General features: G+C 71.4%; 20 protein-coding genes. 9 read left to right on the forward strand and 11 right to left on the reverse strand.

What is annotated here, in order from left to right; translation table 11 throughout:
* Positions 1-55 precede the first annotated feature (55 nt).
* On the forward strand, positions 56-718 hold the full coding sequence (locus ACIQWG_RS06500; protein WP_404091110.1) for a response regulator: 663 nt from the start codon (positions 56-58) through the stop codon (positions 716-718).
* Between the two features lie 31 nt (positions 719-749).
* Here ACIQWG_RS06500 and ACIQWG_RS06505 read toward each other — a convergent pair whose 3' ends face one another.
* A complete protein-coding gene (locus ACIQWG_RS06505; RefSeq protein WP_404091113.1) occupies positions 750-2,279 on the reverse strand; it encodes an aldehyde dehydrogenase (NADP(+)) in 1,530 nt (509 codons plus the stop codon).
* 144 nt (positions 2,280-2,423) lie between these two features.
* Here ACIQWG_RS06505 and ACIQWG_RS06510 point away from each other — a divergent pair, with 144 nt between their 5' ends.
* From ACIQWG_RS06510 to ACIQWG_RS06535, 6 genes are all read left to right on the forward strand, one after another.
* Positions 2,424-3,197: an IclR family transcriptional regulator gene (locus ACIQWG_RS06510; RefSeq protein WP_037743746.1), complete on the forward strand. Its 774-nt coding sequence runs from the start codon at positions 2,424-2,426 to the stop codon at positions 3,195-3,197.
* A gap of 4 nt (positions 3,198-3,201) precedes the next feature.
* Positions 3,202-3,672 carry a GNAT family N-acetyltransferase gene (locus ACIQWG_RS06515; RefSeq protein WP_404091116.1) on the forward strand — a complete coding sequence of 157 codons (471 nt, stop codon included), beginning with the start codon at positions 3,202-3,204 and terminating at the stop codon, positions 3,670-3,672.
* Positions 3,673-3,793: 121 nt separating this feature from the next.
* Positions 3,794-4,795, forward strand: coding sequence for a hypothetical protein (locus tag ACIQWG_RS06520; RefSeq protein WP_404091119.1), 1,002 nt, complete (start codon positions 3,794-3,796; stop codon positions 4,793-4,795).
* Positions 4,771-6,048 (forward strand): sensor histidine kinase, encoded by a 1,278-nt coding sequence (locus ACIQWG_RS06525; protein ID WP_404091121.1) that lies wholly within the window; start codon positions 4,771-4,773, stop codon positions 6,046-6,048. Before ACIQWG_RS06520 ends, ACIQWG_RS06525 begins: the two co-directional genes overlap by 25 nt.
* The gene (locus ACIQWG_RS06530; RefSeq protein ID WP_404091124.1) at positions 6,045-6,704 is read left to right on the forward strand and encodes a response regulator; all 660 of its coding nucleotides are present in this window, start codon (positions 6,045-6,047) and stop codon (positions 6,702-6,704) included. Before ACIQWG_RS06525 ends, ACIQWG_RS06530 begins: the two co-directional genes overlap by 4 nt.
* A 55-nt stretch (positions 6,705-6,759) precedes the next feature.
* Positions 6,760-8,205 (forward strand): peptidoglycan D,D-transpeptidase FtsI family protein, encoded by a 1,446-nt coding sequence (locus tag ACIQWG_RS06535; RefSeq protein WP_404091127.1) that lies wholly within the window; start codon positions 6,760-6,762, stop codon positions 8,203-8,205.
* A 4-nt stretch (positions 8,206-8,209) separates the two neighbouring features.
* On the opposite strand, the gene ACIQWG_RS06540 is transcribed toward ACIQWG_RS06535, so the two are convergent.
* The gene (locus ACIQWG_RS06540) at positions 8,210-9,661 is read right to left on the reverse strand and encodes an NCS2 family permease (protein ID WP_404091129.1); all 1,452 of its coding nucleotides are present in this window, start codon (positions 9,659-9,661) and stop codon (positions 8,210-8,212) included.
* A gap of 258 nt (positions 9,662-9,919) precedes the next feature.
* Between ACIQWG_RS06540 and ACIQWG_RS06545 the strand changes: the two genes are divergently transcribed.
* Positions 9,920-10,492 (forward strand): SigE family RNA polymerase sigma factor, encoded by a 573-nt coding sequence (locus ACIQWG_RS06545; protein WP_404091131.1) that lies wholly within the window; start codon positions 9,920-9,922, stop codon positions 10,490-10,492.
* The gene (locus ACIQWG_RS06550) at positions 10,489-11,319 is read left to right on the forward strand and encodes a hypothetical protein (RefSeq protein WP_404091134.1); all 831 of its coding nucleotides are present in this window, start codon (positions 10,489-10,491) and stop codon (positions 11,317-11,319) included. The genes ACIQWG_RS06545 and ACIQWG_RS06550 overlap by 4 nt, the downstream gene beginning before the upstream one ends.
* A gap of 184 nt (positions 11,320-11,503) precedes the next feature.
* On the opposite strand, the gene ACIQWG_RS06555 is transcribed toward ACIQWG_RS06550, so the two are convergent.
* From ACIQWG_RS06555 to ACIQWG_RS06595, 9 genes are all read right to left on the reverse strand, one after another.
* The gene (locus ACIQWG_RS06555; RefSeq protein WP_404091137.1) at positions 11,504-12,616 is read right to left on the reverse strand and encodes a chondroitinase-B domain-containing protein; all 1,113 of its coding nucleotides are present in this window, start codon (positions 12,614-12,616) and stop codon (positions 11,504-11,506) included.
* Between the two features lie 93 nt (positions 12,617-12,709).
* Complete coding sequence (locus ACIQWG_RS06560; protein WP_404091140.1) at positions 12,710-13,741, reverse strand: pectinesterase family protein; 1,032 nt, start codon at positions 13,739-13,741, stop codon at positions 12,710-12,712.
* Position 13,742: 1 nt separating this feature from the next.
* A complete protein-coding gene (locus ACIQWG_RS06565) occupies positions 13,743-14,876 on the reverse strand; it encodes a pectinesterase family protein (protein WP_404091143.1) in 1,134 nt (377 codons plus the stop codon).
* A gap of 87 nt (positions 14,877-14,963) precedes the next feature.
* Positions 14,964-16,274 carry a polysaccharide lyase family 1 protein gene (locus tag ACIQWG_RS06570; protein ID WP_404091144.1) on the reverse strand — a complete coding sequence of 437 codons (1,311 nt, stop codon included), beginning with the start codon at positions 16,272-16,274 and terminating at the stop codon, positions 14,964-14,966.
* 31 nt (positions 16,275-16,305) lie between these two features.
* Complete coding sequence (locus tag ACIQWG_RS06575) at positions 16,306-17,103, reverse strand: rhamnogalacturonan acetylesterase (RefSeq protein WP_404091147.1); 798 nt, start codon at positions 17,101-17,103, stop codon at positions 16,306-16,308.
* A 35-nt stretch (positions 17,104-17,138) separates the two neighbouring features.
* Positions 17,139-18,494, reverse strand: coding sequence for an ABC transporter substrate-binding protein (locus ACIQWG_RS06580; RefSeq protein ID WP_404091149.1), 1,356 nt, complete (start codon positions 18,492-18,494; stop codon positions 17,139-17,141).
* A gap of 83 nt (positions 18,495-18,577) precedes the next feature.
* Positions 18,578-20,086 carry a family 43 glycosylhydrolase gene (locus ACIQWG_RS06585; RefSeq protein WP_404091151.1) on the reverse strand — a complete coding sequence of 503 codons (1,509 nt, stop codon included), beginning with the start codon at positions 20,084-20,086 and terminating at the stop codon, positions 18,578-18,580.
* A complete protein-coding gene (locus tag ACIQWG_RS06590; RefSeq protein ID WP_404091152.1) occupies positions 20,083-20,928 on the reverse strand; it encodes a PmoA family protein in 846 nt (281 codons plus the stop codon). The genes ACIQWG_RS06585 and ACIQWG_RS06590 overlap by 4 nt, the downstream gene beginning before the upstream one ends.
* Positions 20,928-22,091: a Gfo/Idh/MocA family protein gene (locus ACIQWG_RS06595; protein ID WP_404091155.1), complete on the reverse strand. Its 1,164-nt coding sequence runs from the start codon at positions 22,089-22,091 to the stop codon at positions 20,928-20,930. Before ACIQWG_RS06595 ends, ACIQWG_RS06590 begins: the two co-directional genes overlap by 1 nt.
* Between the last annotated feature and the right edge of the window lie 2 nt (positions 22,092-22,093).

Here is a 22,093-nt window from a genome sequence, read left to right on the forward strand (position 1 = left end):
ATGATGGCGGGGCTTTGCCATCCGTTCATCACTCCCACACCGCGCAGGAGGCCGTGTGATCCGGGTCCTCGTCGCCGACGACGAACCGCTCATCAGGGCCGGCATCAGGATGATCCTCACCTCGGCCGACGACATCGACGTCGTCGCCGAGGCCGCGGACGGGCGGGAAGCGGTGGAGACCGCCCGGAGCACCGCGGTCGACGTGGCCCTGCTGGACATCCAGATGCCGGTGATGGACGGGCTGACGGCGCTGGCCGAGCTGGGCCGGGCCGCTCCGGACGTACGCGTGCTGATCCTGACCACGTTCGGCGAACGCGACAACGTCCTGCGGGCACTCGGCCACGGCGGCGCGGGCTTCCTGCTGAAGGACTCCGCGCCGCAGGAGCTGATCCACGCGGTCCGCGCGGCGGCGGCCGGCAACGCCTATCTCTCCCCGGCCGCCACCCGGCACGTCGTGGACACCCTCGCCTCCCCCGCCGCCACCCTGCGCGGCGAGGAGGCCCGCCGCCGGCTGGCCGGCCTGACCGCCCGCGAACGCGAGGTGCTGGCCCTGCTGGGCGAGGGCCTGTCCAACGCGGACGCGGGCGCCCGACTGCACATGAGCGAGGCAACGGTGAAGACGTACGTCAGCCGCATCCTGACCAAGCTCGACTGCGACAACCGCGTCCAGGCGGCACTCCTGGCCCGCGACGCGGGCCTGGAGTCGAACACGGGCTGACGTCCCGAGACGCGCCGGCCACGGCGCAGCGCTAACGCTCCAGCCGCCCGTTGAACCGCCGCGGCAGCCCCAGCGGGTTGTCGTCCCGCAGCTCCGCCGGCAACAGCGCCTCGGGCGCGCCCTGGTACGCCACCGGCCGCATCCACCGTTCGATGGCCGTCCCGCCCACCGACGTGGAGGTCGAGGTGGTCGCCGGGTACGGACCGCCGTGGTGCTGGGCCGGCGCGACCGCGACGCCCGTCGGCCATCCGTCGACCAGTACCCGACCGGCCAGCGGCGTCAGTTCGGCGAGGATCTCCGCGCCGCGTCCCTCACCGGCCGCCTCCGCGGCCGACAGGTGGACCGTCGCGGTGAGGTTGCCGGGCAGCCGGGACAGCACGGCCCGTGCCTGGGCGTCGTCGTCGTAGCGGACCACGACCGTCACCGGGCCGAAGCACTCCTCCAGGAGCAGGTCGTGGGCCCCTTCGCCGGTCAGCTTCTCGGCCGCGACCGACAGGAACCCGGCGCTGACGGTGTGCTCACCGCCCGCGCCAGGCGTCACCGGCGACTCCACTCCGTCGAGGCCGGACCGCTCGGCGACCCCGGCGATGAAGTTGTCGCGCATGCGGTGGTCCAGCAGGACGCCCGACTCGGTGTCGCTGACCGCGTCCGTCAGGGACTTGACCAGTCCGTCGCCCGCCGCGCCGGACGGCACCAGGACCAGGCCCGGCTTCACACAGAACTGCCCGACGCCCAGCGTCATGGACCCGGCGAGCCCGGTGCCGATCGCCTCGCCACGCTCGGACGCGGCGGCCTCGGTGACGACGACGGGGTTCAGGGAGCCCAACTCGCCGTGGAACGGGATCGGGACCGGCCGGGCGGCGGCCGCGTCGAACAGGGCGCGCCCGCCTCGTACCGAACCGGTGAAGCCGGCCGCGGCGACCTGCGGGTGCTTGATCAGTTCGATGCCGGCCTCGAAGCCGTGCACCAGACCGACGACGCCCGCCGGGATGCCGTGTGCCGCGGCGGCGGCGCGCACTACGGCCGCGACCAGCTCAGACAGCGCCGGGTGGTCGGGGTGGGCCTTGACCACGACGGGGCAGCCCGCGGCCAGCGCGCTCGCGGTGTCGCCGCCGGCGACGGAGAAGGCGAAGGGGAAGTTGGAGGCCGAGTAGACGGCGACGACGCCGAGCGGCACCTTGTAGCGCCGCAGGTCCGGGATCGGCGGGGTGGCGGTGGCGTCGGGGTGGTTGATGACGACGTCCAGGAAGGCGCCCTCGTCGACGATGTCCGCGAACGCCCTCAGCTGATAGCAGGTGCGGGCGAGTTCGCCGGTGAGGCGGACCGGGCCGAGCGCCGTCTCGGCGTCGGCGGCCTCGACGAGCTGGTCCTTGGCGGCCTCCAGCCTGGCGGCGGCGCTACGCAGGAAGGCCGCGCGGACCGTGCGGTCGGCGAGCGACGCGCGCGCCTCGTACGCGGCGCGGACGGCGGTGTCCACCTCCTGGGCTGTGGCCTCCACCGCAACCTGTTCACGCTGCTTCCCGGTACGGGGGTCGACACTCCAGACTGGTGCTGCTGCCACCGCGGGTCCCTCCACACATGTAATGCCGCAGTACTGGGTCATCCAGGGGTCATCCACCAGGGGTGTTCGATATACTGAACACTGTCTCTGATGATGAATACGCTGTCGGAGACTATTTCCCGTCGAACGAAGGGGTCAAGGGCGATGTCGGCAGGCGAGACGGGCGGCGGAGCGCAGGTCAAGTCCGCGGTACGGACGGTTGAGCTGCTCGAATACTTCGCCGGACGCCCCGGCATGCACTCCCTCGCGGCGGTCCAGGAGGCCGTCGGCTACCCGAAGTCCAGCCTCTACATGTTGCTGCGCACGCTCGTCGAACTGGGCTGGGTGGAGACGGACGCGACGGGCACGCGGTACGGGATCGGCGTACGGGCGCTGCTGGTGGGCACCTCGTACATCGACGGCGACGAGGTGGTCGCGGCGGCCCGTCCGACGCTGGACCGGCTCTCGGACGACACGACGGAGACCATCCACCTGGCACGCCTGGACGGCACGAACGTCGTCTACCTGGCCACCCGCCAGTCCCAGCACTACCTGCGCCCCTTCACCCGGGTCGGCCGCCGGCTGCCCGCGCACTCGACGTCCCTCGGCAAGGCGCTGCTGAGCACGTACACGGACGAACAGGTCCGCAAGATGCTCCCGGAGACGCTCCCGGCGCTGACCGAGAACACCATCACCGACCGCGAGAAGCTCATCGAGGAGCTCCATCAGGTCCGCGAACAGGGCTTCGCCGTGGACCGCGAGGAGAACACCCTCGGCCTGCGCTGCTTCGGCGTCGCGATCCCCTACCGCACGCCCGCCCGCGACGCGATCAGCTGCTCGGTGCCGGTGGCCCGGCTGACCCCCGCGCACGAACAGATGGTGAAGGACGCGCTGTTCGACGCCCGGGACCGGCTGACACTGGCCACTCGTAGGCTCTGACCCCATGGATGTGGAACTGCGCGAGGTGCACGACAGCGATCTGCCGGTGTTCTACCGGCAGCTGAACGACCCGGAGGCCCTGCACATGGCGGCCTTCACCCCCAAGGACCCGGCCGACCGGGACGCCTTCGACGAGCAATGGCGGCGGGTGAGGTCCTCGTCGGCCGTCCAGCGCACGGTCCTCGCCGACGGTGACGTGGTGGGCAGCGCGGCGGTGTACGGGGAGCCGGGCGAGCGGGAGGTCACGTACTGGGTGGACCGCGCCTACTGGGGCCGTGGTGTGGCCACGGCGGCCCTGCGGGCGCTGCTCGCCGAGGTGCCCGAACGCCCGCTGTACGCACGGGCGGCGGCGGACAACGAGGGCTCGCTGCGGGTGTTGGGCAAGTGCGGGTTCCGGGTGACCGCGCGGGCGAGGGGCTTCGCGAACGCGCGGGGTGCCGAGATCGACGAACTGGTCCTGGCGTTGGAGGGCTGAGCACCTCGCCCCCGGGACGGAGCACCTCTCCCCAGGACTGAGCGCCTCTCCCCCGTACGGCGGAGAGGGATCGCCGTCGCGCAGGAGGTGCGCCGCCGTCGCCGCGCGGGAGCGTGGACGCATGACGCGGACACTCGCTCCCCGGAAGGTGACCCCCGCGGTCGGCGCCGCCCGGCCCCGTCGGCTGCTGCGGGCCGTCGCGATCGCCTCCTGTGTGCCGTATCTCGCGCTCAAGGTCGCCTGGATCGCGGGGAGTCGGCTGGGGATACCGCAGGGCAGCCGGCTGCTGGAGCACCGGGCGAGCATGGCCGTCGCCAACGGCGTCACCGTCCTCATGGACGGCGCGGTGATCGTGCTCGCCCTGGTGCTGACCCGGCCGTGGGGGCTGCGGGCGCCCGCGTGGCTGCTGGGCCTCCCCGCGTGGGTGGCCACCGGGCTGCTCGCGCCGATCATGGCCGGGTTCCCGCTCCAGCTCCTCGTCGACGCGCTCGGCGGCTCCCCCGCGACCCCTGCCGCCGGCGACGCCGAACCGTTCCTCGACGCCTGGGTCTTCGGGGTCGTCTACACCGGGTTCATCGTGCAGGGACTCACTCTGGGCGCCCTGTTCGCGCTGTACGCCCGTGACCGCTGGGGCCGGTTGTGGGAAGGGCGGGTCTGGGAGCTGCCGGTCGGCCTCATCGGGGCGGCCCAGCGTGCCGTCGCCGCCGCGGCGGCCGGGTGCGCGCTGCCGCCGCTGACGGCCCATGTCCTGTGGGCCTGCGGCGGCACGGCCGGTCTCGACGAGAAGCACGTCACCGACCGCGCCGGCGCTTTCCACGTCATGGAGGCCCTGTCCGCCGTGTTCCTCGCGATGGCCGTGACCGGCGGTGTCCTCCTGGCGTTCCGGCTCGGCCGGGCGCTGCCCGTCAGGCTGCCGCTGGCCCTCGCCTGGGTCGGCTCCGCCGCCACGGTCTGCTGGGCCGGCTGGCTGTCGCTGGCCCCGCTCACCGACGTGGCCGACGGCCCGACACCGCTGCTGAACCTCACCTACGCTGGTCAGATGATCGTCGGCATCCTGGTCGCCTGCCTCGGCGTCCACTTCCTCGCGGAGCGCTCGGCGTGCCGGAAGTCCCGTACGGCGTGAGCGAGTTGCTCCGCCCGCTGTTCGGACGGCGGGCGCGCCGGCGCTGGATCCATCTGATCCTCGGCGGCGCGCTCGCCATGCCGTACGTGTTCGTCGGCCAGCTGGTGGTCGGTCCGGCCACCGGCTCGCGGTACGTCTTCAACGAACTGCCCCTCCAACTCCTCTCCTTCGCCGTCGGGTTGCCCCTGGCCACCCTCACCGCCGCGCTGTTCCCGCTGACCCGGCCCCTGGAGGCGGGTGCCGTGCGGTCGCTGTGCGGGGTGGATCCGGCGCTGCTCGCCCGGGGGCCGGCCCGGTCGCGGGCGGCGAAGGGGCGGGCGGCGGCCTGGTTCACGCTGCATCTCGGGTTCGGCGGGGTCATCTCCGGGATGTCGCTGGCGGTGCCGCCGTTCGCCGGGTTCCTCACCGCGCTGCCCCTGCTGGTGTGGGCGGGCGGCAACGAGTTCGTCGGGCTGCCCGGCCCGCTCGACCGCCCGTGGGTGTTGGCGCTCGCGCCGGTCGCGGGGGTGGCGACGCTGCTCGCGCTGGCGGTGTGCGCGGCCGTCTCCGGTGTGCTCCTCGCCCGCTGGGCACCGGCGTTGCTCGGCCCGACGCCGGAGGACCGGCTGGCGGCGGCCGAGGCGCGGGCCGCCGACCTGGCCGTGCGCAACCGGCTCGCGCGTGAGCTGCACGACTCCGTGGGCCACGCGCTGAGCGCCGTCACCCTCCAGGCGAGCGCGGCCCGCCGGGTCCTCGACAGCGACCCGGAGTTCGTCCGCGAGGCGCTCGCCGCGATCGAGGACACCACCCGGCGCACGGTGGGCGAACTCGACGCCGTGCTCGGCGTGCTGAGGGAGGGCGACGCTCCCGGTACGGCCCCGGCGCCCACCCTCGGCACGGACCTGCCCGGCCTGCTGCGCCGCACCCGGGCGGGCGGGCTGCGGGTGACGGCCACGGTCGGCGTCGACCCCGACGCCCTGCCGCCGGTCCTGTCCCGGGAGGCCTACCGCATCGTGCAGGAGGGACTGAGCAACGCGCTCAAGCACGCCGGTGACCGCACGGACGTCACCCTGCGGATCGTGCTCGACGACGGCCACCTGGAGATCACCGTCGAGAACCCCCTCCCCGACACCCCCACCCACCGCCCCGGCGGCGGTCACGGCCTGCGCGGCATCGCCGACCGCGCACGTCTGCTCGGCGGCACGGCACAGGCCGGCCCCGCGCACCGGACCTGGCACCTGCACGTACGACTGCCCGCGAAAGGCCCCGCATGACGACCCCGCCCATCCGGATCGTGCTCGCCGACGACGAGCGCATGGTGCGTAGCGCGCTGCGCGCCATCCTCTCCGCCGAGGCGGACCTGGAGGTGGTCGGTGAGGCGGCGACCGGGGCCGAGGCGGTGGCCGTCGTGCGCGAGCTGCGGCCCGACGTGGTCCTGATGGACGTACGGATGCCGGAGATCGACGGCATCCGGGCCACCGAGCAGATCCTGGCCACGCTGGACGCACCGCCCCGTGTCGTCGTCGTCACGACCTTCGAGAACGACTCCTACGTGTACGACGCCCTGCGTGCCGGGGCCGCGGGGTTCCTGCTGAAGCGGGCGGAGGCCGACGCGCTCGTCCAGGCCGTGCGGCTGGTCTCGCACACCGACACGCTGCTGTTCCCGTCGGCCGTACGCGCCCTGGCGGCCGAGCACGCGCGCGCGTACGCCCCACCGCCGCCCTGGGTGGCGCGGCTCACGGGCCGGGAGAGCGAGGTGCTGCGGCTGATGGCGCGGGGTCTGACCAACGCGGAGATCGCGCGGCTGATGGAGGTCGGTCCGGCGACCGTGAAGTCGCACGTGGCGGCGGTCCTGGCGAAGACCGCCACCCGGGACCGCACCCAGGCGGTCATCGCCGCCTACGAGGCGGGCTTCATGAACGCCCGATGAGAAATCGGGGCGCAAGGGAACGATTGCCCCGATCGCGATCGTCCTCTTGAGTGGGATGAACAAGACGATCAGGCGGGCGTCCGTCTTCACGCTGCTCCTGGTGTTCGCTCTGCTGGTCAGGGCGACCTGGGTGCAGTTCTACGAAGGCCAGGCCCTCGCGGACGACAAGGACAACCGGCGGAACACGATCGCGCTGTACAGCGAGCCGCTCGGCAACATCGTCGTGGGCGGCGACGCGGTCACCGGGTCGGCGCCGACGAAGAGCGGTGACCTCGCGTACAAGCGGACGTACAAGGACGGCGCGCTGTACGCGGCCGTGACCGGCTACAGCTCACAGGCGTTCGGAGCCACCCAGCTGGAGGGTGTCTACCGGGACCTGATGGACGGCACCGACAACCGTCTGAAGAGCGTGCTGGACACGGTCACCAACAAGCGGTCGGATCCGGGCAACGTGATCACGACGATCGATCCGGACGTGCAGAAGGCGGCGTACGAGGCGCTCGGCGACAACAAGGGCGCCGCCGTCGCGATCGACCCCGCGACGGGGAAGATCCTGGCGACGGTCTCGACGCCGTCGTACGACCCGTCGCGGATCGCCACGGGCGACTCGGACGCCTGGCAGCAGCTGACCAAGGATGCCGAGAAGCCGATGACGAACCGGGCGCTGCGCCAGCCGCTGCCGCCGGGTTCGACGTTCAAGCTGGTCGTCGCGGCGGCCGCGCTGGAGGACGGGCTGTACTCGTCGGTGGACGACAAGACGGACAGCCCGGACCCCTACGACCTGCCGGACTCCAGCGACGACCTGGGCAACGAGAACCCGAACGCTCCCTGTGAGGACGCCTCGATCAGGGTCGCGCTCCAGTACTCCTGCAACAACGTCTTCGGGAAGATGGCCGTCGACCTGGGCCAGGACAAGGTCAGGGCGATGGCCGAGAAGTTCGGCTTCAACGACGAGGAGCAGGACGTGCCGGTGCGGGCGTACCCGAGTGTGTACCCCTCCGACATGGACCGGCCGCAGACCGCGCTGTCCGGCATCGGCCAGTTCGACGTCACCGCGACCCCGTTGCAGATCGCCATGGTGTCCGCCGCCATAGCCAACGGCGGCAAGCTGGTCTCGCCGCACATGGTGTCCCAGATCACCGACGGTGGCGGGGATGTGTTGGAGAACTACGACGACCAGGCCGACACCGAGGAGATCGTCAGTTCCGACACGGCCGAGCAGCTCCAGTCGGCGATGCAGACCGTGGTCGAGGAGGGCACGGGCACGAACGCGCAGATCCCGGGCGCGACGGTGGGCGGCAAGACGGGCACGGCCCAGCACGGCGAGAAGAACAGCAAGACGCCGTACGCCTGGTTCACGTCCTACGGGAAGGCCGACGGCAAGGAGGTCGCCGTGGCGGTGATCATCGAGCAGTCGAACGCCGCCCGGTCCGAGGTCAGCGGCAACGGCCTGGCCGCCCCCGTGGCCAAGGAGATCATGGAGGCGGCGCTCAAGAACTAGCCGGTCACTTGACGCCGAGGAGCTGCTCGATCGGGTTGATGGCGAAGTACACCAGGAACAGCGCCGAGGTTCCCCACATCAGCCAGTGGACGTCCTTCGCCCTGCCCAGCACGGTCTTGATCACGACGTAGGCCACGAAGCCCGCCCCGATGCCGTTCGTTATCGAGTACGTGAACGGCATGACGGCGATGGTCAGGAACGCCGGGATGGCGATCTCGTACTTGTCCCAGTCGATGTGCTTGACCTGGGTCATCATCAGGAAGCCGACGGCGACCAGGGCGGGGGCGGCCGCCTGGAGCGGGACGATGGTGAGCAGCGGGGTGAGGAAGAGGGCCAGGGCGAAGAGGCCGCCGGTGACCAGGTTGGAGAAGCCGGTGCGCGCGCCCTCGCCGACGCCGGCCGCGGACTCGATGTAGGAGGTCGCGGAGGACGACGAGGCCGCGCCGCCGGCGGCCGCCGCCGCGCCGTCGATGAGCAGCACCCGGCCGAGGTGGGGGACCTTGCCCTGCTCGTCCAGGAGCCCGGCCTCGGCGCTGATGCCGACGACGGTGCCCATGGTGTCGAAGAAGTCGGACAGGACCAGCGTGAAGATCAGCAGGACGACGGTGAGGGCGGTGGTCTCGCCGAACGCGCCGAACAGGCTGAAGTCGCCGATGAGTCCGAAGTCGGGGGTGTCGACCACCTGGTCGGGCCACGCGGGCGTCGTCAGGCCCCAGACCTTGATGTCGGCGATCGAGTTGATGATCATCGCGACGATCGTCATGGTCACGATGCTGATGAGGATGGCGCCTTTCATCTTGCGGGCGAGCAGCGCGATCGTCAGCAGGATCCCGAGGCAGAACACGAGGATCGGCCATCCGGTGAGCTGACCGGTGCCGCCGAGCTGAACCGGCACGGTGGTGTTCGCGACGTCCGGGATGCGGGTGACGAACCCGGCGTCCACGAAGCCGATGAAGGCGATGAAGAGGCCGATGCCGACGCTGATCGCCTGCTTGAGCGGTTGCGGGATGGCGTGCATCACGGCCTCGCGCAGGCCGGTGAGCACCAGCACGCAGATCAACAGGCCTTCGAGGACGACGAGTCCCATCGCGTCGTCCCACGCCATGAGCGGGGCGATCTGGAACGCCACGACGGCGTTCAGGCCGAGGCCGGCGGCGAGCGCGAGCGGGAGGTTGCCGCCGACGCCCATGATGATCGTCATGACGGCGGCCACCAGGGCGGTGGCGGTGGTGAGTTGGACGGGGTCCAGCTGGTCGCCGAACTTGTCCTTCGCGCTGCCGAGGATGATGGGGTTCAGGACAAGGATGTACGCCATCGTGAAGAACGTGGCGAGGCCGCCCCGTATCTCACGGGCGAAGGTGGATCCCCGCTCCGAGATCTTGAAGAACCGGTCGACGCTGTTCACGTGCGGCGGCGGGGCACTTGACCGGTCGGCCACCTTCTGGGATTCGGACATGGCGGTACTCCTTGTTGCCTGATGGATCGATGTGCGGATGCTGGCTGGATTGTTCCCGCGTTGAACGCGTTTCAGGTTTTCTCCGTGTTACGGAATCAGAGCCGCTCATGTGCGAGGCACCACACGCTGTTCGAGACCCCGTACAAGTCGGCCGTTCGATCGCTGCTACGCTTCCGCACCTCGACCGCAAGATCGCGAAATGACCGCCGGTCGGCCACATGTCGTTCACATGCCGCCGCGCAGGCAGGAGGGTCGCCCGTGGGCACGGTCGTCGACGACGCCGCCTCCGTGGAGTTCCATGCGTTCTTCGAGCGCCACTACGCCGAACTCGCCCGCCTGGCCCACTTGTTGACGGGCGAGGCGGATGCCGCCGACGATCTGGCGGCGGACGCGCTGCTGGCGCTGTGGCACCGCTGGGACCGGGTGCGCGCGGCCGACCACCCGGTGGCGTACGCGCGGGGGGTGGTGGCCAACCTGGCCCGCACCAGGATCCGCAGTGCGGTGCGGGAGCGGCGCCGGGTCGCGTTGTTCTGGTCGCAGCGCGAGGACAGGACGGAGAACCCGGACGTCGCCGGCGTGGTCGATGTCCAGGAGGCCTTGCGTAGACTCCCGTTCCGCAAACGCGCCTGTGTGGTGCTGCGGCACGCGTTCGACCTGTCCGAGAAGGACACGGCGCTCGCCCTGGGCATATCGGTCGGTACGGTGAAGAGCCAGACCTCGAAGGGGATGGCCGAGCTGCAACGCCTGCTCGGCACCCAGGGCGCCCCGCTCAAGGTGCACGCGGCGGCGATGGCCGCCCGCACCGGGGGCGCCGGAGGAAGGAACCGATGATGCGGCGGGACGTGCACGACGAACTGCGTGCCCGGCTGCACGGGGCGGCCGAGGCGCACGAGCCCGACCGAGAGCGGATCCTGGCCCGTGTCGAACGCGGCATGGCCGAGCGGACGCGCCCCGACCACTGGGCGACCCGTCCGCCGGTGTACGGCTGGTTCCGGGTGGTCACCGCCACGACCGCGGTCGCCGGCGTCCTCGCGGTCGGCGGGTACGCGGTGGCGTCCGCCGTGAAGGAGGACCGTCCACGGCAGTCGGTGGCCACCTCGCCGACGCCCACCGCGTCCCCGGACGCGACGAGCCACGCCCCGGTCCCGCCCGTCCCGTCGGCCGACCCCACGCCGGAGCGGACCCCTGAGTCCCGTGGGACGACGAAGCCGCCCACCCGGCAGCCGAGCGCCCCGGCCACGCCACCGGCCGCCGTCGGCGAGAAGGACGGCCCGCTGTGGTCGGACGGCTCCATCGACCCGCACAGCAACGACTTCTGGGCGCAGAGCAGCCTGACCCTCCGGACGGGCGAGCAACTCAGCGCGCTCACCGTGCGGTTGAGGATCGCGCAGACCGGCGGGGTCAAGAACGCCGGCGCCTGGCGCTCGCTTCCTGAGGACGACTTCTCACTGACGGTCGAGGAGCAGGACGGCTTCCTCGTCTACACCTGGCTGCTCAAGGAGGGCCGTACGGTCCGCGCGGGCGAGTGGGTGTTCGCGGGGCAGTACGACCATGAGCGCGGCGGCCGGGACGCCGCGGACGACCGGTACGCGATGACGGCGACGGCGGGCGGCGAACGGCTGTCCGTGGCGGGGGACTTCGCCTCGCACGACGGATGAACGGTGTCCGGACGCAACCTGCCGCGGGTTCTCGTCATCTGACAGCACGTACCAGCCACCACGCTGGTCATCGTTCTGCCGGTTCTGAGCCCCCCTTCGGCCCGGCAGAGCGGAACGCCCCGCCGGTGACGTCCGACGGGGCGTTCTCATACCCGGGTTCGGAACGGGCCGTCAGGTCGCCGGCTCAGTCCATCGTCGCCCCGATGGTGGTGCTGCCCGTCGTCAGGAACGTGGTCACCGGCAGCGCGCCGCCCGACTGCCGCGCGTTGTAGGTCGTCGAGGCGTCCGTCGACCGGAAGGCCGGAGTCGAGATCCCGGAGTCCCAGTTGTTGCCGGCCGAGACGACCGATGAGCCCTTGTTCACCGAGCCGCCGCCGTTGCTCACGGCGAGGTTCTTGCCGAGCCTGGCGGCACCCGTGGCGAAGTAGTAGCCCCACTTGCCGTTGGCGTACGCGGTGGTGCGGTTGATGACGATGGCGCCCTTGTTGCTGTTCTCGGTGAAGCCGTTGCCGGCGTTGTCCCAGGCCGCCGAGTTGTTGACGACGTGCGCGACGACCTCGCCGTCGCCGCCCAGTTTGTAGCCGTTGCCGTCGCCCGCGAAGGCCGAGTCGGACCAGCGGTTCCTGCCGTTGCCGAAGGCCCAGGTGTGCTCGACGGTGACCGGGGAGGAGAAGGACCAGAAGTCCAGACCGTCGTCCGAGTTGTTGTAGAGGCGGGCGCCGGTGATCAGGTTGCCGGTGCCGGAGCCGAACTTCACGGCGATCCCGTCGGCGTTCTCGCCGTGGTTGGCGGCGTCGTAGTGGCCGTAGGAGTCGATGTTGCGGACCGTGTTGTTGACGGTCCCGTCTCCGGTGAGGGTGAAGCCGGAGTCACCGCCGTTGATGGTCTTGATGTTGCTCCAGTTGGTGCCGGTGCAGGACTGGCAGACGACCGCGCTGTCCGGGGAGTTCTGGAAGGTGATGTTCGAGACGTTCCAGTAGTCGGCGGTCAGCTTGAGGATCCAGTCGCCGTCGGGCAGGTTCGTGCCGTCGATCTTCACGGTCTCCGAGCCGTACGCGGTGAGCGTGATCGGCGCCGACGAGGTGCCGTTGGCCGTGGACTGAAGCGTGGCCGTCGGATAGTAGGTGCCGCCGCGGACCTGGATGACGGTGCCGGCGGTGGCGTTCTTGATGGCGTTGGACAGGTCGGTCGAGTTGCCGACGACCACGGTCGCGGCCTGCGCATGGGTGGGGAGTACGGCCAGACCGGCGCCGAGGGTGAGGGCGGCCACGGTGGTGAGTGCGGTACGACGGGACATGGGGAGCGGGTCCTTTCTCGTGCGGGTGGGGGGATGGTTCACCGGACGGAGTCGAGCCGGTCGAGGACCTCGGCCGGCGACGGGTACGGGCACTCAGGGGCACTCATACGGCCGCCAGTCGCCCAGGTAGGCCCGCCGGGTGTGCGACGCGGCCTGCGCGGGCGTCAGCCGGGGACGGTTCTCCGGCACCGGGACGGCCGCCCCGGGACCGGAGTTGGCGTACTCCCAGAAGCGCATGCTCTGCCAGGGATGGGCGTCCCGCATGTTGGTGTAGGGCGCCACCGCGTCGGTGCCGGGGCCGATCCACGAGTCCCGCACGACGAGGGAGGGCCAGGCGGTGGTCTCGTACGACGGCACCCAGGGGCGGGCCAGCTTGTACGCCCCGTCCTCGGCAGCGGACGTGATCCGGGAGCGGACGGCCAGGATGCCGTGGGGGTTGGCGCGGGCCGTGGAGGGGGCGAAGACCATGCCCTTGGGGATGAAGTCCACGTCCCGCCGGAGCGTGTGGAAGCGGCACTCCTCGAAGACGGCCGTGGCCCGTCCGAAGACGAAGTCGACGTCGCCCTCGATGTGACAGCGCCGGAAGTACTGCCGGTCGAAGGCGTCGAGGGCGGTCGTGTCGGTGAAGAGGGTGTCCTGGTGGGCGAGGAGGCGGACGTTCTCGAAGGACGTCCGGTCGCCGGTGAGGTACGCGGCCACCGCCTGGGTGCCGGTGATCTCCGGGTGGTCGGCGCGCAGCCAGTCGTTGGCGAGGGTGAGGTCGCGGACGGTCAGTCCGGGCGCCGTCGAGGTGAAGGTGGCCGAGCCGGCGGTGCCGTAGGTGCCCGAACCGTCGGGCTTCGGGGTGCCGTTGGCGTTGTCGTACACGATGACGGTGTCGCGTGGGTTCCGGGTGGCGCCGCGCAAAGTCAACTCGGCCTTCTGCGGGGGTACTTCCACGACCTCGCGGTATGTCCCCGGGTGCACCACGATCGTCCAGCCGGGGCCGTCCACGGCGTCCACGGCGGCCTGCACGGTGTTGCCGGGGCGGACGTGCAGTACCCGGCGCCCGGTGTCGGCGGAGGCAGGGGTGGGGCCCGCCAGTGCCACGGCGATCCCGGCGCCGAGGAGGGTGCGTCTGCGCATCTCAGCGGCTCTCCTTCCATGGCGTCCAGTCCCCGAGGTACGCCTCGCGCGTCGCCGACTTCGCCTGTTCGGCGGTGAGTTGGGGACGGTTGGCGGGGACGGTGACGAGCGCGCCGGGGCCGGTGTTGCGGTACTCCGCGAAGCGCTGGTCCTGCCAGGGGAAGCTGTCCGACATGTTGGTGTAGGGGGCGACCGCGTCGATGCCGGGGCCGAGGTGGGTGTCGCGGACGGTGAGCGACGGGCGGGCGGTCGGGTCGGAGCTGGGCACCCAGGGGCGGGCCAGTTTGTAGTAGCCGTCCGGGGCCTCGCTGGTGACACGGCTCCGGGTCACCAGGCAGCCGCGTGGGTCGGCGCCCGCCGTCGAGGGGGCGAAGACGAAGCCGTACGGGGCCGAGGAGAGGTCGGTCCTGGTCAGGGTCCGGAAGTGGCAGCGCTCGTACACGGCCGTGGCCCGCCCGAAGACGAAGTCGACGTCGCCCTCGACGTAACAGTGCGCGAAGTACTGGCGGGCGAAGACGCCGAGGGCCATGGAGTCGGCGTACAGGGTGTCCTGGTGGCCGAGGAACCGGCAGTGGTGGAACGCGGAGCGGTCGCCCTGCACCTTGATGGCGACGGCCTGGGTGCCGCTGACGCCCGGATGGTCGGCGCGCAGCCAGTCGTTGGCGAAGGTGATGGCGCGGGCGGTGAAGCCGTCGGCCTGGACGAGGGTGGTGGCGGAGCCGGTGGTGCCGTAGGTGCCGCCGCCGGGCTTCGGGGTGCCGGCGGCGTTGTCGTACACGATGACGACGTCGCGCGGGTCGTCACCGGCCCCGAGCCAGGTCATCCCGGTGCGGGTCACGTCGACGGCGACCGTCTCCCGGTATGTCCCGGGCGCGAGGACCAGCGTCCAGCCGCTCCCGCTCGCCGCGGACACGGCGGCCTGGACGGAGGTGAAGTCGCCCTGGCCGGAGGGGTGGACGTACAGGGTCGTCGGTGTCAGGCGGGCGTTCGGCGAACCGTACCGGCCGAAGGGGCGGGGCCTGGCTCCGGTGACGGCCCGTGCGGGGGCCGAGGTGAGCGCGAGGGTTCCGGCGGCGCTCACGGTGAGGAATCCCCTTCTGGACAGGGGGAGTTTACGGTGGTGGGGCGAGGGCATGCGGGTGCTCCTTCGCGGGACGGCTTGTCGGGGATGGCCGCTGTGGGGAGGGGGCGCCTGGGCGTGCCCCCTCCCCCGTCGGGCCGGTCAGCGCAGCCGGCCGGCGCCCGCGCGGTGATCGACGATGGCGGGCACCGCCTTCGGGTTGTCGACCTTGGTCCGCAGGGTCGGCGTCCACCCGGCTCCCGACTGGAGCGTCTCGCCGGGGATCTCGGCGTTGTGGACGGCGATGAGGTCCGTGGCCCGGCCGTTGACGTAGTTGTGCTCGGCGGTGAGCGGGGCCTCGTTCCACTTCTTCAGCACCTTGCCGACGCTGACGCCCGGGGCCAGCGACAGGGCGTTGTGGGTGGCGTACAACTGTGAGGAGGCGCCGATGCCGAAGCCATACGCGAAGTTCTGGCCGCCGGTGACGACGAAGTGGTTGTTGTACGAGTCGACCTGCCCGAACCGCACCCGCGGCGCCCGCTCGACGATCCCCTCGAAGCGGTTGTGGTGCAGGGTGACCTTGAGCTTGCCGGTGTCGGTCGGACCTGCGCTGTCGCTGTTGCCGATCAGCATGGTCTTGTCGTGGTCGGCGAACGCATTCCAGGAGACGGTCACATGGTCGGCGCCGCGCACGATGTCGAGGAGCCCGTCGTGCTGCTGGTAGACCTTGCCGAAGTACGAGGGCAGGGAGCTGTCGGGGTAGCGGCCGTCGGTGAGTGTGTTGTGGTCGATCCACACATGGGTGGAGCCGTACACCACAACGCCGTCGTACTCGGAGTTCCAGGCACCGGTCCGGTTGTCGTCGGTCGGGTCCCACTGGGGGAAGCAGTCGACCGGGGCCTCGATGGTCAGGTTGCGCAGGATGACGTTGTCGACGCCCTTGATCTGGAGGCTGCCGCCGAGGATCCCGGAGCCCTTGCCGATCCCGACGATGGTGGTATTGGCGGGAACGTTCGCCTTGATGGCCTTGTCCTGCTCGGCGGCGGACGCGGCCCGCAGGTCCTCCTGCTCGCCGCTGACGGGGTTGTCGTGCCCCCACACCGCGGGGTCGTAGTCGGCGAGGTACCGCTGGAAGTCGTACCCGTCCGCGGCGAAGGCGTCGCAGCCCTCCGACACGGCGTCGATCATGCCGTCGACCTTGATGATCCGGGGCGCGCCCGCGTCGTCGGCGAGCGCGTGCCGGAACTCCGCCCAGGTGCTCACGGTGTACACATGCGCCGCGTCGGCGGTGGCCCCGCCGGTCGTCCCGGTCCCCTCGGAGGCCCAGCCGTCGTGCGCGCCGAGGACCTGGCGGCCGAGGTCGCGGGGCCCGGCCTGGGCGCCGGTACCGGTGAGGCCGAGGACGAGGGCCGTGCAGCCGATCAGAACGGCGGCTCTCCTTGTGACATGCCCATGCCATATCTGTGTGTTCATGGTGCGGCTCTCTCTTCTTCAGTCGGGGTGGTTAGGCGGCGGAGGCTTCCGGCCAGGTGATCCAGGACTCCGGGATCTCCTCGCCGAGCCTGCGCACGTCCTGCGGGCCGAGCACCCGCGTACGCAGCAGCTCCCGCACCACCAGACGCGCCACGGCGATCGCGCCCGGCGGGTTGAAGTGCGTGTTGTCCTGCTCGGTGGCGGTCCAGTTGAAGTACGTCTTCGTCTCCTCGACCCCGATCCGCTGCCACAGGGCGAGGGACAGCGCCTGGATGTCGAGCAGCGTGACCCGCTCCCGCCGGGCCAGCGCGCGCATCGCCGCCGGGTAGTCGCCGTGGGTCGGCAGAGCGTTGCCGTCGGCGTCGAACCTGCGGCGCTCGACGGCGGTGGCGAGGACGGGGCGGGCACCCCGGGCACGGGCGCCGTCGAGGTAGAGACGCAGGTAGTCCTGGTAGGTGGTCCAGGGCTCGGTGTACCGGGTGGGGTCGGTGGCCTTCTCGTCGTTGTGCGCGAACTGGATGAGCAGGAGATCTCCGGGCCGGATGGCGGCGAGGACGGCATCCAGCCGCCCTTCGTCGACGAAGCTCTTGGAACTGCGCCCGTTCACCGCGTGGTTGGAGACGGGCAGGTTCCGGCGCAGGAAGAAGGGGAGCGCCATGCCCCACCCGGTCTCGGGGGCGGCTTCGGCGTATTTCTGGGCGGCGGTGGAATCACCGGCGATGTAGAGGGTGCGGTTCCGCTGCGCTGCTCGGGCGATACCGGTGCCGCCGAGGGCGAGGGGGACGGCGGCAACGGCCGCGAAGGTGACCTGTCTGCGCGTAGGAGACACGGGGGGTGCCTTTCAGCAGGGGTGGGTTGTCCCACCTAGGGCCTGTCGTTACGCGACTTCCACTCGGCCTGAGCCTCGTTCAGCTGACCGGCGACCGTGTCCAGGAACTCCTTGGCGCTCATGTCCCCGTTCAGGACCTTCTGAAGGTTCGGCTCGTTGTCGGCCTTGGAGATGGTGTTCCAGTCGGGCAGGTAGTACGGCAACTGCACGATCGTCGTCGACCCGTCCGTCAACGCGGCGGCGGCCAGCTTCGTGGGCTCGGCCTCGGAAATCCACGCGTCCTTGGCCGCATCGTTGTTCGACGGCACCTGCCCGGCCGCCTTGTTGAACTTCGAGTTCTCGTCGTGCGACGTGGCGAACTCGATGAACTTCCAGGCGGCCTCCTTGTTCTTGGAGCTCTTGAACAGGCCCATCCCGTCCACCGGGTTGGACACCTGGACCCGCTTGCCGCCCGAGCCGACCGGCTGGGGAATGCCCCGGAACTTCTCGGTCCCGAGCGCCTTCACATGGTCCTGGTACGACCCCAGGTTGTGGTTCAGCATGCCGATCGTGCCGGAATCCCACTGGGCGACCATCTTGGTGAAGTCGTTGTTGAGGTCGGCGGCGGGAGTGACCTTCTTGTAGAGCGCGGCGTACTTCTCCAAGGCGGCCACGTTCGCGGGGTCGTTGACGGTCGTCTTCGCACCGCTGGTGTCCCAGAAGGAGGTGATCCCGGACTGCCCGTACATGGCGTCGAGCGCCTGCGCGATGGAACCGGCGCCACCGCGAATGGTGTACCCGAACTCGTTCTTCCCGGCGTCGGTCAGCTTCTCGGCGGCCTCGTAGAACTTGTCCCAGGTCGCCGGCTCGTCCAGTCCGGCCTTCTTGAACAGGTCGGTGCGGTAGTACAGCACACCGTTGTTGGCGGAGGTCGGCAGCGAGTACAGCTTGCCGTCACCGCCGCCCGCGGCCTTCAGGGAGGCGACCATGTCCTCGTTGAGCTTGCCGTTCAGAGAGGACTTGGCGAGCCGGTCGTCCAGTGGCTCCAGCGCGTTCTGCGCGGCGAACCCGGCGAGCATCGCGGCGCCGACGCCGCCGACGTCCGGCAGGCCGCCGCCCTGGATAGCGGTGTCGACCTTGGACTGGTAGTCGGTGGACGGGATCCCGACGTACTCGACCTCGATGTCCGGGTTGGCCTTCTCGAAGTCGGCGATGATCTCCTTCCAGATGTCGGTGCGGACACCGCCGTTGTTGTCCCAGAAGACGATCTTTCCGGTGCCGCTGCCCTCGGCGCCCTTGTCGCCGCCCGTGCCGCTGCCGTCGTCACCGCAGGCGGTGGCGGTCAGGGCGAGGACGGACCCTAGGGCGACGGCCGTGGCGGCGCGCCTGCTTCTACGGATGCTGATCTTCATCGGTCGGCTCTCTTCTTCTGCTGGATCCAGCGGAACTATGGAGTTGTGGGGGGTCGGCGACGGGCGTACGGCGCCCGGCCGTGTCACAGGGCGCTGACCCTGAACTGCGCGAAAGTCGCCGCGCCGGCGTGTCCCTGACCGGCGGGAGCGAGGGCGAACAGCCCCAGCAGGGCACCGACCCAGCGCCAGGGCGTGGCGGCGAACACCGGTCCCGAGGCGCGCGGCCCGTCGCCGACGTCGTGGAAGAACCGGCATCGCGCCCCGGCGCCGACCTCGATCCGCAGCCGCACCCGGCCCTCCGGCGCGAGCCGCGGGTGCTCGGCGTCCCGCTCCCGCCGCGCGACGGCCTCCGCGAACCGGTGCACGACCCGCACCTCCCCGTCCGTGCCGCGCTGGAGCCCGATCCAGCCGAACGCGTCCCCGAGCACCGCGAGCCCCGCCCGCGCCCCCGGCTCCGCGCTGTCCAGCCGCAGCTCGACCTCGATCGCGCAGGGTGTGCCGGGCAGCCGCTGGGTGAGGATGTTCGGCAGTCCGCGCAGGTCGTGCGCGTGGGCCGAGCGGACGCAGGCCAGTCTCAGTCCGTCGCCGGAGTGCTGGGTGGCCCAGCCGTCCTGGGGGTTGGCGGTCCACGACCACTGACGGCCGAAGCGTCCGCCGGGAAAGTCGTCGTCGGTGGCGGGCGCCGCGGTCGGCTGCGGCGGCAGGTCGGGCTTTCGGTGTACAGCGACGGGGGCGCCGTCGGACCCGAGCACCGGCCAGCCGTCGGCGCCCCAGCGCATCGGCTGGAGGTGGACGACCCGGCCGTACGCTCCGCGCTGCTGGAAGTGCAGGAACCAGTCCTCACCGGACGGGGTGCGCACCCAGCCGCCCTGGTGCGGGCCGTTGACGTCGGTGTCCTTCTGTTCGAGGACGATCCTCTCCTCGTACGGCCCGAAGAAGGCACGCGAGCGCAGGGCGCCCTGCCAGCCGGTCTCCACTCCCCCGGCGGGCGCGAGGATCCAGAACCAGCCGTCGTGCCGGTACAGCTTCGGCCCTTCGAGGGTGAACCAGCCGGGGATGCGGTCGCCGTCGACGATCACCTTGCCCTCGTCGAGGAGTTCGGTGCCGTGCGGGTGCATCCGGTGGCCGGTGAGGCGGTTCTTCACCCCCGACCGGGACCTGGCCCAGGCATGCACCAGGTACGCCTCGCCGGTCTCGTCGTCCCAGAGGGGGCACGGGTCGATCAGCCCCTTGCCCGCCTTGACCAGGTGCGGGCGGGTCCAGGGGCCGCGGATCTCGGGGGCGTTGACCTGGAGGATGCCCCGGTCGGGGTCGCCCCAGAAGATCCAGAAGCGGTCGTCGTGGTGCCGCAGGGAAGGGGCCCAGACCCCGCAGTCATGGCGTGGTTCGGTGAATTCCGGCGCCGGTTCCAGGCGTTCCAGGGCGTGGCCGATCAGCGTCCAGTTGACGAGGTCCCGGGAGTGCAGCAGGGGCAGGCCGGGGGCGCGGCCGAACGTGGAGGCGGTGAGATAGAAGTCGTCGCCGACGCGCACGACGTCCGGGTCGGACCAGTCGGCGTTCAGGACGGGGTTGCGGTAGACGTCGGCCGTCACTGGCTCACCGCCTTGCGGACCAGGGCCGCGGCCTCCGGGCGGGGAAGGTGTCCGTCGGCGACGACGGTGGCGATCCGCCGTACGACGGTCTCGCCCGGCTCGACGGTGAGCCGTTCCTCGGACGCCAGCGACGACCCGACGCCCGGGTACTCCTCGGCGCGCACGAACCACGGATCCCGTCGGGTCTGTTCGGTGGCCCCGGCGAAGACGAGCGTCCAAGTGCCGCCGACGAGGGCGACCCAGTCCGCGCGGGTGCCGTGGATCGCCGCCTCGCCCTCGCGGTCGGCGGTGAAGACCTCCGGGGGCCGCTGCTCCTTGCGGGCCCGCCAGAAGAATCCGCCGTAGGCCGCGCCGGGCCGTCCGTTGGTCGCCGGGCTGCCGATCGACAGCGGGCGTGCGGTCACATTGGTGAGGGAGAAGGTGAAGTCCAACGCCCAGGCCGTGGCGGTCAGTTCGGTGGCCGCGACCGTGCGGCGCTCGCGCAGCAGCTCGGCGCCCGCCGCCACCCAGCGCAGCTCCTCGACGAAGCCGTCGGGGTCGCGGAGTTGGAAGGAGCTGTGCCGCTGGGCGCCGTGGTTGTCCAGCTCGGTCGGGCCCCGGTCGCGGACGTAGGTGCGCCCGCCCCAGAAGTTGGCCCCCTCGACGTCGGGGACGGCGACACCGACGCCGAGGTGGTGTGCGTGGTCGGCGGGGCCGAGCTCGGTGACCGCCGTGCCGGCCAGGGTGGTGACGGGGTGCAGATACGGGCGCGGGGAGAGCCGGGCCGGCAGTTCCGGCCGGGTGACGTACCGGCCGACCGGCCGGCCCGCGACGCGCAGTACCGGGGTGTCGTGGGGGGTCATCAGGTGCTCACCTCTTTCGATCTCGCCGAAAGGGCCCAGGGGGCGCCCAGTTCCGAGTAGAGGGCGAGGGTGTCGGCGGCCGCCGCGACCAGGCCGTCGATGCCGGGCACGACCCGGCGCCGCTCGTCGGATCCGCCGTGCAGCAGGTGCCAGGCGTCGGAGGGCAGGGGGGTCGGGTCGGGGGCCCGTCGCACCGCTTCGACGACCCTCATGAAGGCGCCGGTCGCCTCGGGCGCGACCAGCAGGTCGGTGCCGTCGCCCAGGTGCTCGAAGAGGTTCTCGAGCAGGTCCGTGCGGCCGTACTCGAACTCCTCGGGACCGTGGCCCGCGCGCTGGAGCAGCACGCGGTCCCGCCTGTACCAGAAGGTGATCCGCCCTCGATCGCCGTGCACGACGACGTACGGCTCGTCGGGTTCCTCGGCGCAGAGGGTGGCGCCGACGACGATCCGGGGCCCGGTCGTGGTGACGCGGACACAGGAGGTGTCGTCGGACTCGATGTCGTTGGCCCGCAGCAGTTCGGTCTCGATGCCGGTGACGTCGTCCGCGTGGACGGTGCCGCCCAGGGCGAGCGCGGTGGCGACGGCGTGCGCGAGCGGGTTGGTGAGCACTCCGTCGATCACGTCGACGCCGTCGAGCGTGCGTCGGCCGGCCCAGGGCGCCCGCCGGTAGTACGCCTCGGGGCGCGCCCAGGCGCCCGCGCCGCCGATGCCGGCGATCTCGCCGATGGCGCCCTCGGCCATCAGCGTCCGGATCGCGGGCACCGCGCCCGAGCCCAGCGACTGGAAGCCGATCTGACAGCTGACCCCGGCCGCGGCGATCCCGTCGGCCATGCGCCGGAACTCGGCGTACGACGGGGCGGGCGGCTTCTCCAGCAGGATGTGCACGCCCCTGCGGGCAGCCGTCAGGGCCAGGTCGGTGTGGGTCGGGATCGGCGTGCAGATCACCGCGATCCTGGCGCCGGTGGAGTCGAGGAGGGCGTCGAAGTCGGCGGACTGATCCGGTGACCCGAGGCGTTCGGGCAGTTCGTCCTCGCTCAGCGGGGTCAGCTCGCAGAGCCCCGCCAGCCGCACGATTCCCTTGTCCTGGAGCCGGCGGATGTTGTCGAGGTGCCAGCGGCCGTGGCCGCGGGCGCCTGCGAGGACGACGGGTACGGCAGTGCTCATGG

The sequence above is a fragment of the Streptomyces sp. NPDC098781 genome, assembly GCF_044759995.1.
Classification (GTDB): Bacteria; Actinomycetota; Actinomycetes; order Streptomycetales; family Streptomycetaceae; genus Streptomyces.

Excerpts from the sequence above, each read along its gene's own strand:
- ACIQWG_RS06560 (WP_404091140.1), bottom strand. The coding sequence starts at position 13,741 with ATGCGCAGACGCACCCTCCTCGGCGCCGGGATCGCCGTGGCACTGGCG.
- ACIQWG_RS06570 (WP_404091144.1), bottom strand. The coding sequence starts at position 16,274 with ATGAACACACAGATATGGCATGGGCATGTCACAAGGAGAGCCGCCGTT.
- ACIQWG_RS06565 (WP_404091143.1), bottom strand. The coding sequence starts at position 14,876 with ATGCCCTCGCCCCACCACCGTAAACTCCCCCTGTCCAGAAGGGGATTC.
- ACIQWG_RS06530 (WP_404091124.1), top strand. The coding sequence starts at position 6,045 with ATGACGACCCCGCCCATCCGGATCGTGCTCGCCGACGACGAGCGCATG.
- ACIQWG_RS06590 (WP_404091152.1), bottom strand. The coding sequence starts at position 20,928 with ATGACCCCCCACGACACCCCGGTACTGCGCGTCGCGGGCCGGCCGGTC.
- ACIQWG_RS06535 (WP_404091127.1), top strand. The coding sequence starts at position 6,760 with ATGAACAAGACGATCAGGCGGGCGTCCGTCTTCACGCTGCTCCTGGTG.
- ACIQWG_RS06595 (WP_404091155.1), bottom strand. The coding sequence starts at position 22,091 with ATGAGCACTGCCGTACCCGTCGTCCTCGCAGGCGCCCGCGGCCACGGC.
- ACIQWG_RS06520 (WP_404091119.1), top strand. The coding sequence starts at position 3,794 with ATGACGCGGACACTCGCTCCCCGGAAGGTGACCCCCGCGGTCGGCGCC.
- ACIQWG_RS06510 (WP_037743746.1), top strand. The coding sequence starts at position 2,424 with ATGTCGGCAGGCGAGACGGGCGGCGGAGCGCAGGTCAAGTCCGCGGTA.
- ACIQWG_RS06515 (WP_404091116.1), top strand. The coding sequence starts at position 3,202 with ATGGATGTGGAACTGCGCGAGGTGCACGACAGCGATCTGCCGGTGTTC.
- ACIQWG_RS06580 (WP_404091149.1), bottom strand. The coding sequence starts at position 18,494 with ATGAAGATCAGCATCCGTAGAAGCAGGCGCGCCGCCACGGCCGTCGCC.
- ACIQWG_RS06550 (WP_404091134.1), top strand. The coding sequence starts at position 10,489 with ATGATGCGGCGGGACGTGCACGACGAACTGCGTGCCCGGCTGCACGGG.
- ACIQWG_RS06555 (WP_404091137.1), bottom strand. The coding sequence starts at position 12,616 with ATGTCCCGTCGTACCGCACTCACCACCGTGGCCGCCCTCACCCTCGGC.
- ACIQWG_RS06540 (WP_404091129.1), bottom strand. The coding sequence starts at position 9,661 with ATGTCCGAATCCCAGAAGGTGGCCGACCGGTCAAGTGCCCCGCCGCCG.